At 63.4% G+C, this 15,306-nt stretch carries 13 protein-coding genes and 2 pseudogenes; 6 read left to right on the top strand and 9 right to left on the bottom strand.

The window, feature by feature from the left end:
* Window positions 1–4 precede the first annotated feature (4 nt).
* Window positions 5–619 carry an NAD(P)-dependent oxidoreductase gene (locus LRS56_18625; protein WDU60865.1) on the top strand — a complete coding sequence of 205 codons (615 nt, stop codon included), beginning with the start codon at window positions 5–7 and terminating at the stop codon, window positions 617–619.
* A gap of 118 nt (window positions 620–737) precedes the next feature.
* Here the strand turns inward: LRS56_18625 and LRS56_18630 are convergent.
* Window positions 738–1,608: pseudogene (locus tag LRS56_18630) on the bottom strand (LysR substrate-binding domain-containing protein).
* A 111-nt stretch (window positions 1,609–1,719) separates the two neighbouring features.
* Here LRS56_18630 and LRS56_18635 point away from each other — a divergent pair.
* The 4 genes from LRS56_18635 (at window position 1,720) to LRS56_18650 (ending at window position 7,303) form a co-directional block, all read left to right on the top strand.
* Window positions 1,720–3,345, top strand: coding sequence for a 5-guanidino-2-oxopentanoate decarboxylase (locus tag LRS56_18635; protein ID WDU60866.1), 1,626 nt, complete (start codon window positions 1,720–1,722; stop codon window positions 3,343–3,345).
* The gene (locus tag LRS56_18640) at window positions 3,342–4,784 is read left to right on the top strand and encodes an aldehyde dehydrogenase family protein (protein ID WDU60867.1); all 1,443 of its coding nucleotides are present in this window, start codon (window positions 3,342–3,344) and stop codon (window positions 4,782–4,784) included. The genes LRS56_18635 and LRS56_18640 overlap by 4 nt, the downstream gene beginning before the upstream one ends.
* Before the next feature lie 272 nt (window positions 4,785–5,056).
* The gene (locus tag LRS56_18645) at window positions 5,057–6,244 is read left to right on the top strand and encodes a cyanate transporter (GenBank protein ID WDU60868.1); all 1,188 of its coding nucleotides are present in this window, start codon (window positions 5,057–5,059) and stop codon (window positions 6,242–6,244) included.
* Between the two features lie 123 nt (window positions 6,245–6,367).
* Window positions 6,368–7,303 (top strand): LysR family transcriptional regulator, encoded by a 936-nt coding sequence (locus tag LRS56_18650; protein WDU60869.1) that lies wholly within the window; start codon window positions 6,368–6,370, stop codon window positions 7,301–7,303.
* A gap of 19 nt (window positions 7,304–7,322) precedes the next feature.
* Here the strand turns inward: LRS56_18650 and LRS56_18655 are convergent, their stop codons facing one another.
* Window positions 7,323–7,685, bottom strand: coding sequence for a 5-carboxymethyl-2-hydroxymuconate Delta-isomerase (locus LRS56_18655; protein WDU60870.1), 363 nt, complete (start codon window positions 7,683–7,685; stop codon window positions 7,323–7,325).
* Window positions 7,686–7,766: 81 nt separating this feature from the next.
* A complete protein-coding gene (locus LRS56_18660; GenBank protein WDU60871.1) occupies window positions 7,767–8,690 on the bottom strand; it encodes a LysR substrate-binding domain-containing protein in 924 nt (307 codons plus the stop codon).
* 127 nt (window positions 8,691–8,817) lie between these two features.
* Here LRS56_18660 and LRS56_18665 point away from each other — a divergent pair, with 127 nt between their 5' ends.
* Complete coding sequence (locus tag LRS56_18665; protein WDU60872.1) at window positions 8,818–8,997, top strand: hypothetical protein; 180 nt, start codon at window positions 8,818–8,820, stop codon at window positions 8,995–8,997.
* On the opposite strand, the gene LRS56_18670 is transcribed toward LRS56_18665, so the two are convergent.
* From LRS56_18670 to LRS56_18695, 6 genes and pseudogenes are all read right to left on the bottom strand, one after another.
* Entirely contained in the window at window positions 8,975–10,294 is a 1,320-nt protein-coding gene (locus tag LRS56_18670) for an MFS transporter (protein ID WDU60873.1), read from the bottom strand. The genes LRS56_18665 and LRS56_18670 overlap by 23 nt on opposite strands.
* Before the next feature lie 55 nt (window positions 10,295–10,349).
* Window positions 10,350–11,671, bottom strand: a pseudogene (locus tag LRS56_18675) (MFS transporter).
* A 73-nt stretch (window positions 11,672–11,744) separates the two neighbouring features.
* Window positions 11,745–12,623 carry an SMP-30/gluconolactonase/LRE family protein gene (locus LRS56_18680; protein WDU60874.1) on the bottom strand — a complete coding sequence of 293 codons (879 nt, stop codon included), beginning with the start codon at window positions 12,621–12,623 and terminating at the stop codon, window positions 11,745–11,747.
* A 69-nt stretch (window positions 12,624–12,692) separates the two neighbouring features.
* Window positions 12,693–13,625, bottom strand: coding sequence for a 3-keto-5-aminohexanoate cleavage protein (locus tag LRS56_18685; GenBank protein WDU60875.1), 933 nt, complete (start codon window positions 13,623–13,625; stop codon window positions 12,693–12,695).
* A 67-nt stretch (window positions 13,626–13,692) separates the two neighbouring features.
* Window positions 13,693–14,481, bottom strand: coding sequence for an SDR family oxidoreductase (locus LRS56_18690; GenBank protein ID WDU60876.1), 789 nt, complete (start codon window positions 14,479–14,481; stop codon window positions 13,693–13,695).
* Complete coding sequence (locus tag LRS56_18695) at window positions 14,478–15,200, bottom strand: GntR family transcriptional regulator (protein WDU60877.1); 723 nt, start codon at window positions 15,198–15,200, stop codon at window positions 14,478–14,480. The genes LRS56_18690 and LRS56_18695 overlap by 4 nt, the downstream gene beginning before the upstream one ends.
* Between the last annotated feature and the right edge of the window lie 106 nt (window positions 15,201–15,306).

Here is a 15,306-nt window from a genome sequence, read left to right on the forward strand (position 1 = left end):
CGTCATGAGCAAGATCGCAATCATTGGTGCCACCGGCCGCGCCGGTAGCCAACTGCTGGAAGAAGCACTGCGTCGTGGGCATAGCGTTGTGGCCATCGCACGCAATATTGAATCCATTGGCGCAAAGCCGGGTGTGACCGCCAAACAGGTCGATGCGTTGAACGCCGACCAACTGCAACAGGCCATCAGCGGCAGTGATGTGGTGATCAGTGCGGCGCACTTTGCCACCCTGCCGGCTGCTGCGGTGATCGGCCCGGTGAAAAAAGCCGGGGTCAAACGCCTGCTGGTGGTAGGCGGCGCCGGTTCGTTGCTGCTGCCGGGCGGCGGTCGGGTGATCGACAGTGAAGGCTTCCCTGCCGAATACAAAACCGAAGCGAGTGCCGGTGCTGCGTTCCTCGACGTGCTGCGTCAGGAAAAAGAGCTGGATTGGACCTTCCTGTCGCCGTCGGCCGAGTTCGTTGAAACCGAGCGCACCGGTCAATTCCGCCTGGGCCAGGATGACTTGCTGGTAAGCAGCGAGGGCCGCAGCTGGATCAGCTTCGCCGACTATGCCATTGCCTTGATCGACGAAGTGGAAACACCGAAGCACTCGCGCCAGCGCTTTACCGTGGGTTACTGACCCTGCGCGGTCAAAAATGTGGGAGGGCTTGCCCCCGATGGCGGTGGGTCAGTTGGAACAGTTTTGGCTGACACACCCTCATCGGGGGCAAGCCCCTCCCACATTTTGATCTTCGGCGTCAGGGCTGTTGCGCCTGGCCCACCAGCCACGCCATCAAGGCTTCAAGGCCCGCCGAAGGCTCAGTCCCCGACGGGTACACCAGGTAATACCCCATCCCCGTCGGCACCCGCAGTTCAAACGGCGTCGCCAACCGCCCGGCCTTCAGGTCCTCGCCAATCAACGCACTGTCGCCAATCGCCACGCCTGAACCTTGCGACGCCACCGTCATCGCCAGATCCAGGGTTTCGAAATGATGCCCCTGGGCCAGGTTGCTCAAGCGTGTGTTCGCCGCCTTAAGCCACAACGCCCAATCCCGCTCGTCCCGCGTGGTGCAGCAGCACCTGTTGTTGCAGATCCGCCGGTGTGCGCAAGCGCTCGAGCAAAACCGGTGCGCAGACCGGCGTGAGTTGCTCATCAAACAAATGCCGCGCTTCGACCGACTGCTCGGCGATGGGCGCATAGATCACCGCCGCGTCGAATTGCTCACGGCGAAAGTCCACGGTGTAGGCCACGGTGGTGGTGAGTTCCACCGGCACGTCCGGCCGCTCCTTCTGCCACTGCATCAAGCGCGGCAGCAGCCAGCGCATCACGCAGGTGGACGCCTTGAGTTGCAGGGTTTCGCGGCGGCTGCCGATCTGCTCCACCGCGTCGCCGAGCAGGCCAAACACGTGCTGCGCCCGCAGCGACCATTCACGGCCCTCCTCGGTCAGCCTCAACCCCCGCGCCTGGCGCTGGAACAAGGCATAGCCCAAGTGGCTTTCCAGCCCGGCGACCTGCCGGCTCACCGCGCCCTGGGTGATGTGCAGTTGCTCGGCGGCACGGGTGAAATTGCAGCACTGGGCCGTGACCCAGAACGTGTGCAATGCAGGCAATGGCGGAAGGCGTTTCATAAGGGGCGAGCCATGACGTGAGGACATGGCTAGTATGACTTTTTATCGATTGTTGCCGCTACGGGCCAGCCGCTCCAATAGCGCCTTGAATCCATAACAAGAGCGACATGTATGGCGACCTGCGGCGAAGTATTGGTCAACCTCCTGGAAAGCTACGGCGTGGACCAAGTGTTCGGCATCCCCGGCGTGCACACCGTGGAGCTGTATCGCGGCCTGGCCCGCTCGAGCATCCGGCACGTGACCCCGCGCCACGAACAGGGCGCCGGTTTTATGGCCGACGGCTATGCGCGCACCAGCGGCAAACCCGGCGTGTGCTTCATCATCACCGGCCCCGGCATGACCAATATCACCACGGCCATGGGCCAGGCCTACGCCGATTCGATCCCGATGCTGGTGATTTCCAGCGTGCAATCGCGCAGCCAACTGGGCGGCGGGCGCGGCAAGCTGCATGAGCTGCCGAACCAGGGCGCGATGATGGCCGGCGTGGCCGCGTTCTCGCACACCCTGATGTCGGCGGCGGAGTTGCCGGGCGTGCTGGCGCGGGCGTTTGCGCTGTTTCAGGCGGGGCGACCGCGCCCGGTGCACATCGAGATCCCGCTGGACGTGCTGGTGGAAAACGCCGATGCGTTGCTCGCCAGTGAGCCCGTGAGTGTGGCCCGGGCCGGTGCGGCGCCGTCGGCGGTCAAGCAGATGAGCCAGTTGCTCGCCGCCGCCAAGCGGCCGCTGATCCTCGCCGGTGGCGGTGCCATCGATGCAGCCCCGGCGCTGACACGCCTGGCGGAAACCCTCGGCGCACCGGTGGCCCTGACCATCAACGCCAAGGGCATGCTGCCCTCCAGCCACCCGTTGCTGATCGGCTCGACCCAGACCCTGGTCGCCACGCGTGCGTTGGTCGCCGAAGCCGACGTGGTGCTGGCGATTGGTACTGAGCTGGCGGAAACCGACTATGACGTGACCTTTGCCGGCGGCTTTGAAATCCCCGGCGCGCTGCTGCGCATCGATATCGACCCGGACCAGACCGTGCGCAACTACCCGCCCCAGGTCGCGCTGGTGGCGGACGCACAGATCGCCGCCGAGGCCTTGCTGGCTGAGCTGAACAGCATGCCCTTGGCCGCTCGGACCGGCGATTGGGGCGCGCACCGCGTGGCCCGTTTGTGGGCCGAATTGACGCCCGCCTGGGACGCCGCGACCCGCGCACAAACCCTGTTCCTCAACACCGTACTGCAAACGTTGCCCAACGCCGTACTGGTGGGCGATTCGACCCAGCCGGTGTACAGCGGCAACCTCACGCTGAACCTCGATCACCCGCGCCGCTGGTTCAACTCGTCCACCGGCTACGGCACCCTGGGCTACGCGTTGCCGGCCGCGATCGGCGCCTGGCTGGGGCGTGGGGATGGGCAACCGGTGGTGTGCCTGATCGGCGACGGCGGGCTGCAATTCACCCTGCCGGAACTGGCCAGCGCGGTGGAAGCGCGCACGCCGATCATCGTGTTGCTGTGGAATAACCAGGGCTACGAAGAGATTAAAAAGTACATGCTCAACCGCGCCATCGAGCCGGTCGGCGTGGACATCTACACCCCGGACTTTATCGGCGTGGCCCAGGCACTGGGGGCGGCAGCTGAAAGCGTGCACGGCGTAGACCAGTTGCGCAGCGCATTGCGCGCCGCTGCTGATCGCCAGGGGCCGACGCTGATTGAAATCGACCAGGGACTTTGGATGAAGGAGGTCGCGCTATGAGCACAGTATTGAACGGTGTGTACATCGGCGGTAGCTGGCGGGCAGGCCATGAGGTGCTGGAGGTGATCAACCCGGCCACCGAGCAGGCGCTGGCCCGGGTCAGCGTTGGCGATGCGAGCACCGTGACCCAGGCGGTCGACGCCGCCGGCGCGGCCTTTGGCGACTGGTCGAAAAGCACCGGCCGTGATCGTGGCGCGCTGTTGCGCAAGGTCGCCCACGGTGTGAGCGAGCAACGCGAACAACTGATGCGGTTGCAGTCGAGCAACAACGGCAAGCCGCTGTTTGAAGCGGGTATCGACGTGGACGACGTGATCGCCACCTTCGAGTACTACGCCGGCCTTGCCGAACAGATGGACGCCGCGCAAGACCAGGCGGTGGAGCTGCCCAGCGAGGCTTTCAGCGCCCGCCTGCGCCGCGAACCCTGCGGCGTGGTGGGGCTGATCGTGCCGTGGAACTTCCCGATGGTGACCACCGCCTGGAAACTCGCCCCGGCCCTCGCCGCCGGTTGCTGCGTGGTGCTCAAGCCGTCGGAGGTCACGCCGCTGGCGGAGCTGCAGTTGGCGCGGATCATTGCCGATGCAGGCTTCCCGGCCGGCGTATTCAATCTGGTGTGCGGCACGGGCCTGGCCGTTGGCGCACCGCTGGCGGCGGACAGCCGGGTGGCGAAGATTTCCTTCACCGGCAGCAACGCCGTGGGGGTGCAGGTGATGCAACGCGCCGCAGAAACCATCAAGGGTGTAAGCCTGGAACTGGGCGGTAAATCCTCGTTGCTGGTGCTGGCCGATGCCGACCTCGACCTGGCCGTGGAGCTGGCGTGTGGCGGTGGTTTTTTCAACGCCGGGCAAATGTGTTCGGCCACCAGTCGCGTGTTGGTGGCCGACCGCCTGGCCGATGAATTCCTGCGGCGCTTGCAGGCGCGGACTGAAGGGATTCGCGTGGCTGACCCGTTTGCCGACGATGTGGAAATGGGCGCGCTGATCAACCGTACGCAGTACCAGCGGGTGCTGGGGCATATCCAGCGTGGCATTGCGGATGGCGCACGTTTGCTGTGTGGCGGGGAGCGTCCGGCAGACTTGCCCAAGGGCTTTTTCATCCGCCCCACGGTGTTCACCGAGGTGCCGCTGGACAGCGCATTGTGGAACCAGGAAATCTTCGGCCCGGTGCTGTGTGTAAGGCGTTTCGCCTCGGAGGCCGAGGCCATCGCCCTGGCCAACGACAGCGATTTCGGCCTGGTGGCCAGTGTGGTCAGTGCCAGCGCCGAAACCGCCGAGCGCGTGGCCAATGCCTTGCAGGCCGGTATGGTGTGGATCAACGCCCCGCAGGTGATCTTCGCGCAGACGGCGTGGGGCGGTTACAAGCAGAGCAGCCTCGGCCGTGAGCTGGGGCCATGGGGGTTGGCGGCGTTTCAGGAGATCAAGCATGTGATCCGGGCGAACTGATCACCTCGTTTTGTGGCAACTGGTTTTTTGTGGCGAGCGGGCTTGCCCGCGTTGGGGCGCGAAGCGGCCCCAGTGCGCAGGAATGTGGTGTATCAGACATTTCTCTTCGTATGGTTTTCAGGGCTGCTTCGCAGCCCAACGCGGGCAAGCCCGCTCGCCACACAAAGCCCACTGGCAGTGATCTGTATTTTTTAGATAGCCCCTGCGACTTTCTCATTTGCCCCCCTCCCCGCCCATGGCCTGATTCGCCCTTGTTCATTCAAGGCTTGCCCATGGAAAACGTTCACGCAAAACCCACCACCGCCCTCTGGCTGATGATCAGCGTTGTACTGGTCGCCCTTAACCTGCGCCCATCGATGGCTGCCGTTGGCCCGCTGTTGTCATCGATTCGCGGCGACGTGCCGTTGAGCTTCAGCAGCGCGGCGTTGCTGACCATGTTGCCGGTCATGGCCATGGGCCTGGCGATGTTCTTTGGCATGGGCCTGGCCAAGCGCTTCGGCGAGCACCGCAGCATCGTGGTGTCACTGCTGGTGATCGGCCTGGCCACGCTATCGCGGTTGTTTCTGGACTCGGCACTGGAGCTGATTGTCAGCGCAATCGCAGCCGGTGTCGGGATTGCGCTGATCCAGGCAGTGATGCCGGCGTTGATCAAGTCGCGGTTCAGCGACAACGTTTCGCTGTTTATGGGGCTGTACGTCACCGCGATCATGGGCGGCGCCGCGTTGGCGGCGTCCTTCGCACCGTTCGTGCAGGTGCAGACCGGCAGCTGGCGCATCGGCCTGGCGATCTGGGCCGCCCTCGCGCTGCTGGCCCTGGTGTTCTGGTACGCCCAGCGCTCGGTATTGCCGCCGTTGCCGCACGCCGGCTCCGGCCCACAGGAGTGGTTTTTCGGTAATCGCCGTGCCTGGTTGCTGGCGATCTTTTTTGGCCTCGGCACCGCGTCCTATACCTGTGTGCTGGCGTGGCTGGCGCCGTACTACGTGGAGTTGGGCTGGAGTGAACAGAACGCCGGTTTGCTGCTGGGCTTTCTCACGGCGATGGAAGTGGTCTCCGGCCTGGTCACCCCAGCCATCGCCAACCGCCGTCAGGATAAACGCGGTGTGGTCGCGGTGTTGCTGGTGCTGATCATCGCCGGGTTCTGCGGCCTGATTCTCATCCCGCAACACTTGAGCCTGCTGTGGCCGTGCCTGCTGGGCCTGGGCATCGGCGGGCTGTTCCCGATGAGCCTGATCTTGTCCCTCGACCACCTGGACAACCCGCGCCGCGCCGGTGGCCTCACCGCCTTTGTGCAAGGCATCGGCTACCTGATCGCCGGCCTGTCGCCACTGATTGCCGGAATCATCCGTGACCAACTGGGCAGCTTCGAATGGGCTTGGTGGGCGCTGACCGCCGTGGTGGTGGTAATGCTGTTGATCGTCACGCGCTTCAATCCACGCTATTACACGCAGCATATTCGCTGACGTCGTGTTGCAAACAGTATTTGTCCCACTCAAAACATAGAAACGCCCTACAGAGCTTTCTATTGGCACGTCCGTTCCGTTAAGCTTTTGTGCTTGTCGCGCAAGGCTTATCGGACGGAATGGATGCTAAACAGTAACTTGCTCAGAAAGCTCGATATGCAGGACTTGATGGTGTTTATCGCCGTCTACGACCAGAGCAGCGTTACCGAGGTGTCAGAAACGCTGTTCGTCAGCCAGTCCACCGTGAGCTACAGCCTGAAGAAGCTGCGCACCAGTTTCGAGGATGAGCTGTTTATCAACACGCGGGCGGGCATGCGCCCTACGTACAAGGCCACGACCATGTACGGCCATGTGCAGAAAATCCTCGAAAGCATCAACCTCTGCCACGCCGGTGGCCAGGCGTTCGACCCGACCCAGAAGGCCGTGACGTTCAACGTGTGCGCGCCGGAATACTTCGAACAGTTGATCCTGCCGCGCCTGTTGAAAAACTTCGACCGTGCCGACTTGCCGGTGATCGTCAATGTGCAGAAGCTGGAAACCGACATCCCCGCCGACGACCTGCGCGAAGGCCGCCTGGACCTGGTGATCTGCTTCGGCCCGCACTTTCACCGGGCCCACAAGGACTTCAAAACCCAGATGTTGCTGGAGGACGACCTGGTGTGCGTCTTCGACAAACGCTCGGCGCCTCGCGAGTCGGTGTTCAGCCTGCAAGCCTTCGTCGAACGGCGCCATGTGTTCCCCACGCCCTGGACCTCCGACACCAACATGGTCGACGGCTGGCTGGCGCGCCAGGCTCACAAGCGCCAGGTGATTGCCCGGGCCAATAGCTACAGCGCGGCGCTGAAGATGATTACCGGTACCGACTTTATCGTCACTCTGCCGCGCCGCGTGCAAAAGCTGCTGGCCCCGGCCACGGTGTTCGGCCATTGCGAAGCACCGAACGGGTTGCCGGGGTTTACCCTGGATATGCAGTGGAATGAAACCAGTGAACAGGACAGTGCCAATACCTGGTTTCGTGAGCAGGTGGTGAAGGTGTGCGCGGATCAAGGGCTGTTATAACCCCACAGCGTATTGCGCGTCAGCCGATGGCGACTTTGCTGTAGGAGTCGCGGTCCATGTCTACCAGCAGGACACTCAGTTGAACCTGCACGTCCGCCGGCCAATCGCCCATATCCTGCAATGCCGCCAACAGGCTTTGCGACAACTGCTGCTTGACCTGCGGTGAACGCCCGCTGAGCAGCGACAGCTTCACCGCGATAAAGGCGCGTGGGTTGAGGGAGGTGCCCACCTGGAAACTCTCGAGTTTGATTGCGCGGCTTTTGATATCGAACTCGGAGCCAAACTGCCCGGATGCCATCAGCACGTTGTTGAGCCGCAACAAGGTTTTCTCGACGGCGAGGCCCGTCAGGTTGGCGGTGTATTCCAGGTGCAGGTGCGGCATGGGTTTCTCCAGGTTTGTAGTAGGAAGAGTCGTAGATATATAGCACGAGGCACTCCGCCCCAGGCATGAAAGCTCTGTCAGTCAGGGTTTGCCCGCCAGGCCACGGTCACTCATGAATGCCTCCAGGCGCGAACGCACCCAGCGCTCGGCCGGGTCGGTGTCCACATGGCTGAGCCAGACCATGGATAAATCCAGGGTGGGCGTCTCGAACGGGAACGGCTCACAGAACAGGTTGCCCGACACTGCCATGGCCTCGGCGGTGTAGTCCGGCAGGCTGGCGATCAGGTCGGTGCCGGCCAGCAACGCCGGCAGCGCGCTGTATTGCGGCACCGACAACACCACGTGGCGCTTGCGGCCGATTTCCGCCAGCCACTCATCGGCGAACCCGGCCACGTTGGCGGTGTGGGACACCAGCACATGCGGGCGTGAGCAATATTCGTCGAGGGTCAGCGGCGTGTCGCTGGCGTCGGCGCGCAATAACCGGGGGCGGATATGGCGCAACAATTTGCGCTTGGCATTAGCCGGTAGACCACGGGTCTGGGTGATGCCGACGGTGATATCCCCGGAGGCCAATAGATCGGGAATCCGCCAATAGTCCACGTGTTGCACCACGAACACCACTTGCGGCGCTTCCTGGCGCAGGGCACGCAGCAGCGGCGGCAACAGGCCGAACTCGACATCATCCGACAGGCCGATGCGAAAGGTCATGGTGCTGATGGAGGGGTCGAAATCGTGGGTCAGGCTCAAGGCCGACGATAATGAATCGAGGGCCGGCGACAGGTGCTGGATGATTTCTTCGGCGCGGGCGGTGGGCTCCATGCGGTGGCCGACGCGAATAAACAGCGGGTCATTGAACAAGGTGCGCAAACGGTTGAGGGCTGAACTGATGGTGGGCTGGCCGAGAAACAGCTTCTCCGCCACCCGCGTCACGTTGCGCTCCAGCATCAGCGCCTCGAACACCACCATCAGGTTGATGTCGGCCTTGCGTAATTCATTGCGATTCATCGGCGCCTGCCCATTCCCAAGACTAGCCGCAGTTTAGAAAGCCCCAGGGGCTGCGTCTATGTGCGCACTGTTCATCGGGCAGCTTTGGGACTATAAATCAGCTCTTCAAGGTCGCAGGAACACCATCGTGCTGGTCATTCTCGCCTTGGCCATTATCGTGGCCGGGTTCTGTCTCTGGGTTATCCGCTTTATCGCCCACCCCACCGCCCGCACCTTGTTGCGGGTGTTTGTGGGCCTGTGCCTGGCGGCGGTGGGGGCGTACCTGGTGCTGGCGTCAGGGTTTCCTATTTCGTTGCTGGTTTCATAACCCCCTGCGAAGTCGGCGCCTGTTCCTGGCCCTGGCGCAAACGCAGGGCCGCCAGCGCGGCGATCACCAGCACCACGGCAATCACTTTGAGGCCATTCATCGCATTGCCGGTGCTCATCTCGATGGCGCCCATCACCGAAGGCCCGACGAACCCGCCCAGCAGCCCGCACGCGTTGACGAAGCCCAGCCCGCCTGCCAGCGCCACGCCCTTGAGGCGCGAGGCCGGGTAAAGAAACACGATCGACTGCACCACAAAGAACATCACCGCCGACAGGCAAAAGCCCAGCAGGCTGAACACCGGCCCCGACACCGAAGCGATGCCCAACCCCAGCGCCATGGTCAGCAAGCCGGTGACCAGCAATCGGCGGCAACGCCCGGGCGTGGTCGCAAACCGTGGAATCAATACGGCGCCGAGTGCCGCCGCAATCCACGGCAGCGAGGTCAGCAGGCCGACGCTCATGGTGCTCAGCTCGCCGTACTTGCTGATGATGCTCGGCAGGAAAAAAATCACGGTGTAGACGGTGATCTGGTGGCAAAAGTACACCAAGATCGCCAGCAGGATTTGCGGGGTCAGCCAGTTTTTCAACGAGTGCCCGCCCTCCCCGGCACCTTCCTCGGTTTCTTGCGCAATGCGCTGTTCGATCCCGCGTGCTTCTTCGGCCGACAACCACGGCGCCTTGCTCGGGCGATCCGGCAACTTGCGCCACACCACCCAGGCAAAGGCCACGGCCGGCAAGCCTTCAAGCAGGAACATCCATTGCCAGCCGTGCCAGCCAAGCAGACCATCCATGCGCATCAAGGCCGCGCCCACCGGGCCGCCGATGATGTTGGCAAAGCACACGCCGAGCAGGAAGTAACCGGTGGCCCGCGCCCGTTGTTCACGGTTGAACCAGTAGGTCAGGTACAACATCACACCGGGAAACAGCCCCGCCTCGGCGATGCCCAGCAACAGGCGCAGCACGTAGAACGAGGTCTCGCCCTGCACAAAGGCCATGGCCGCCGAGATCAGGCCCCAGGTCACCATGATGCGGGCGATCCAGAAGCGTGCGCCGACCTTGTGCATGATCAGGTTGCTGGGGATCTCCGACAGCGCATACGTCAGGAAAAACAAGCCGGCGCCCAGCCCGTACGCCGCAGCGGAAATGCCCAGGTCGACGTCCAGATGATGCTTGGCCAGGGCAATGTTGGTGCGGTCCAGAAAGCTCAGGATGTAGGCGATGATCAGCAAGGGCATCAGCTTGGCGAACATCAGTTTGTTCAACGCCTGCGGCTCGCGGGCGTGGGTGGCGGTAGTCATCGGCAATTCCTCTGGGCGCCCCGCCAGCCAGGCTGGGGGGCGCATCGGTGTTGTTCTAGGAGTCGAGTTGCACAACCAACGCCGGCGGGCGATGGGAAAACAGTTGCAGCAGCGCGCCGCCCAGGCGCAGCCGGCCATCACGAAGAAGCACACGGTGTAGCCATGCAAGGTGGTCCAGCCGCCGCCCATGGCGATCAGGCTGCCCATCAGCACCGGCGCCAGGCCGCCGCCGATGAACATCGCGGTGGTGATGATGCCGTTGGCCGTGGAGGTCGCCGACGGTTCGGCCGAGTCGCAGGCCACCGCGTAGTAGATCGGCCACACCGCATTCGCTACCAGGCCGAACAGCAGTTGCACCACCACGATCAAGGTCAGGGTATTGGCGAAGTAGAACGCGCCGACACTCGCCGCCATCCACACCCCGCAGATGATCAGGGTGGTGCGCCTGCCGATGATGTCCGACAGCGACGGCCACACCAGTTGCCCGAGAATGCCGGTGAGGGTGAACACCACGCTCATCCCCGCCGACTCCGCCAGCGACAGCCCGGCGATGTTGTAGAGGTAGGCCGGCAGCACGATATTCACGCCCATGTACACCACTTGCGTGAGCATCGTGTTGCCCGCCGTGAGCGCGATATTGCGGTTGCGCAACGTGGCGATAAAGGTGCGCCAGGCTTCGCCCTTCACGGCGCTGGCCGGGGCGCTGTCCGGCGGGGTCATGCCTTTGGCGGCGATGTCGACGTACAGCGCGGTAATCCGCTCGGCGGTGGAATAACGCGCCCAGAAAATCATCAGCGGCAGCGCCACCACGAAGGCGAAGAAGAACACGTAGCGCCAGTTGTCCTCGCCAAACACGGTGATCACAAAACTGGCGACAATGCCGCTGAGCATCGCACCGATCGGGTAACCGGTGTGGTGCGCGCCCAGGGCAAACCCGCGACGCTCCACCGGCCACCATTCGGCGGTGTTGCTCACGCCCACCGGCTCGCCCCAGCCCGCACCCAGGTTGACGCCGACGCGCAAGGCGATAAACGTCGCGAGGTTGCCGCTCAACGCCTTGAAGCCGGACAAAAACGAAATCGCCGTGTAGCCCAGTACCAGCGGCACCTGAAAGCGTGCGCGTTTCCAGCCGCCACCGTAGCGGTCGCTCCACATCGAGCCGGGAATATCCAGCACGGCCAGGGCCAGCATGACCACCGTGGCCACGGTGCCCCACTGGTCGGCGGACAAATCGAAATGCTTGGAGATGGTCGGCCCCAGGCGCAACACAATCTCTCGGTCGTAGGCGTTAAGAATCCAGATCATCCAGCAGACCAGCAGCGACACCCAGGAATGCCGGTGAATATTACGCAGCGACGCTTTTTTTAAAGTTGCCATGGGCCTCTCCAGGCGCGCGAGGGCGCGCACTGACACAAGGTTGCGAAGGAAGGTGCCTTGTCAAACAAACGCGCTAGCGGGCGAAACGTCGCTCGGCTATTCCTTGCACGCCCAACCCGGTAATGGCGAACAGCGCGCCCCGCTGCTGGCCGTCGGCCGGAAAACGCGGGAGCGGCGGCTTGGCCATTGAGGTCACAAACAGGGTGTCGAGGTTCGGCCCGCCGAAGGTCAGGCTGGTGACCTTTTTTACCGGCATTTGAATGATCCGATCGACCTGGCCGTCGGGGCTGTAACGCACCAGTTTCCCGGCGTAGACCAGCGCTTGCCACAGGCAGCCTTCGGCATCCACGGTGCAGCCGTCGGCGGCGCCGCCGCTGGAGGTGTCGACCTTGGCGAACACTCGGCGGTTACTCACATCGCCGCTGGCCAGGTCGTAGTCGTAGGCCCAGATCTCGCCGGACCAGGTGTCGCAGAAGTACAGGGTTTCTCCCGACGGGCTCCAGCACGGGCCGTTGGACACGATGATGCCTTCGTCCAGGGTGTGCAGGCTGAGGTCGGCGTCCAGGCGATAGAGCTTTGCGCTGGCGCGGTCTTCCAGGGTGTCCATCGAGCCGAAGACAAAGCGGCCCTGGCGGTCGACCTTGCCGTCATTGAGGCGGTTGTTCGGCAGGTGCGGTTCCGGGTCCTCGATCAGGTCCAACTCGCCAGTGGCCAGCTCCAGGCTGTGCAGGCCATTTTGCAGCGCGACGATGGCCGACTCACCGTTGTGGCGCAGGGCCATGGAGCCGATTTTCTGGCCCACGTCCCAGGCGCGCAGTTCGCGACCGTCATCGGTGCAGCGCAGCACCCGGCCGTCGGCGCTGTCGATCCAGTACAGCCGTTGTTGTTCGACGTCCCATACCGGGCCTTCGCCCAGGGTGGTCTTGACGTCTACCAGCACTTCGATACGCATGGTGTTATCCCCTTATTGTTGTTGTGCGGGATGCGGGCCGCGCCATGAATGAAGCGGCCTCTGATATCGTCAGAAATTGACGTGGTCACGCCCCTTGAGCCCGAGGATTTCCCGCGCTTCATCCGGCGTGGCGACCCGATGGCCGAGGGCTTCGATCACCGTGCGAATGCGCCGTACCTGGTCGGCATTCGACGCCGCCAGCTTGCCCGGACCGTCCCACAGCGAATCCTCCAGGCCGACCCGCGCATTGCTGCCCATGGACAGGCCCATGGTCGCCAGCGGAATCTGCCCACGCCCGGCACCGAGGATCGACCACACGTAGTCGTCGCCAAACAGGCGGTCGGCGGTGCGACGCATGTGCGCCAAATCTTCCGGATGCCCGCCGATGCCGCCACGCAGGCCGAACACCGACTGGATAAACAGCGGCGGCTTGAGCAGGCCGCGTTCCAGGAAGTGCGCGGCGGTGTACAGGTGGCCGATGTCGTAGCACTCGATCTCAAAACGGGTGCGGTTCTCGGCGCACGAATTGAGGATGTGGGTAATGTCGCGGAAGGTATTGCGGAAGATCCGATCGTCGCTCTCTTCCAGGTACGGGCGCTCCCAATCGTGCTTGAACTCGTTAAAGCGGTTCAGCATTTCGTACAGGCCGAAGTTCATCGAGCCCATGTTCAGCGAGGCCAGTTCGGGCTTGAACTGCATCACCGGCTGCAGGCGCTCTTCCACACCCATGGTCGGAGCGCCGCCGGTGGTGATGTTAATCACCACGTCACTGGCAGCCTTGATGTGCGGCAGGAATTCGGCAAACAGCGCCGGGTCCTGACTGGGGCGGCCGTCAATCGGGTCGCGGGCATGCAGGTGGACGATAGCCGCGCCGGCCTCGGCCGCACCGATGGCGGCGTCGGCGATTTCCTGGGCAGTGATCGGCAAATGCGGCGACATCGACGGCGTATGAATCGCACCGGTGACGGCGCAGGTGATGATCACGGGGCGTTTTTTGGACATGACGATTCTCCGACTTTTATTCTTATGAAAAAAATCCTGGGTCCAGCGCTGTGTGTTCTTCCGTGGCTTACAGGTACTCGACGTTACCGTCGACGCTGATCGCCTGGCCGGTCACGTTGTGGGCGGCGGGCGAACAGAGGAACAACGCCATGGCCGCGACGTCTTCGGCGGTGACCATGCGCTTTAGGGAAATCTTGTTGAGGTATTCCTGGCGCATCTCGGCCTCGGGCACGCCGACCTGTTCGGCACGGGCGCGAATCACACCGTCCATGCGCGGGCCTTCAACGATGCCGGGCAGCACGGCGTTCACGCGGATATCGCTTTCGCCGAGTTCCGCCGCCAGGGATTTCATCAGGCCGACAATCGCCCATTTGGTCGCTGCATACGGCGTACGCCAGGCGTAGCCGAGACGCCCCGCCACCGAGGCGATATGCAGCAGATGGGCGTGGGACGATTCCTTGAGCATCGGCACCGCGTGGTGGGCGAAGCGGTATTGCGCGGTCAGGTTGATAGCGATGGTGGCCTGCCATTCGGCGTCGCTGATCGCATCGATACCGCCGGTGGGCCCGGCGATCCCGGCGTTGTTGACCAGCACATCAAGGCCGCCGAAATGCTCGCGCTGCGCCTGGAACACCGCCTCGACCTGCGCCGCATCACTGACGTCGGCACGCGTGGCGAGGGTGCCCGGGTATTTATCGCGAAACGCCGCCAGCGCCGGCTCGCTCACATCGCAGACATGCACTTGGGCGCCGGCCTCCAGATACGCCGCCGCCAACACTTCACCGATGCCGGCAGCCCCGCCGGAAATCAACACACGTAACCCAGGATAGGGCTGCAGCCGTTGTAGGACACTCATGCACGTTTACCTCCTGAAGCAGACGACCGCGCACGGTCGCTCTTGACGAGCAGGCGCGCCAGGGAATCGGCGGCCTGCATGATGTCATCGGTCACCGCCGCACGGGCACCGGCGCCATCGCGGGCGGCCAGGGCTTCGACGATGCGCGTATGCGCCTCCATCGAGCGTTGCAGGTGAGCTTTATCCGGGGCGACCAGCGCAAAGCACGGGCCCATGTGCAGCCAGAAGTTTTCCACGGCGGCCATGGTCAACTCGGCTTGGGCCACCGCGTAGATACGCCGGTGGAAGGCGAAGTTGGTCCACAGGTAGCGGGACACGTCGACTTCATCCGCCGCGTGCTGCATCTGCCGGCACAGCTCGGTGATTTCGTCGAGGTCGGCCTTTTGCAGGCGCAGCACGGCTTTTTCCGCCAGCAAGCCTTCAAGGGCGACCCGCGCATCGCGAATTTCGCGCAAACGGTCGACCGTCATCAGGCGTACTCGCAGACGGGAGGTTTCGGTGACTTCAAAGGCGTTTTCGGCGCTGAGGCGCTGCAGGGCTTCGCGCACCGGCATAGGGCTGGAACCGAGGGCTTCGGCGAGGCCGCGAATGGTGAGTTTCTGGCCGGGCTGGAAACGGCCACTCATCAGGGCTTCGCGGATCTGGCGATAGACCTGGTCTTGCAAGGTATCGCGGGACACCTGGCGCAGGGTGGGCAGGAGGAGCGGACCATCTGTCATGAGGCAAAACCTGTGTTGTCGTTCTTATGGCTTCAATATGTGATCACAAATCAAATATGTCAAATAGTTTCCCAATGCTGATGGCGCACCAAAACAACGGTGGGAG

Origin of the sequence: Pseudomonas poae, from assembly GCA_028869255.1 — a bacterium.
In the GTDB taxonomy this organism is placed as follows: Bacteria; Pseudomonadota; Gammaproteobacteria; order Pseudomonadales; family Pseudomonadaceae; genus Aquipseudomonas; species Aquipseudomonas poae_C.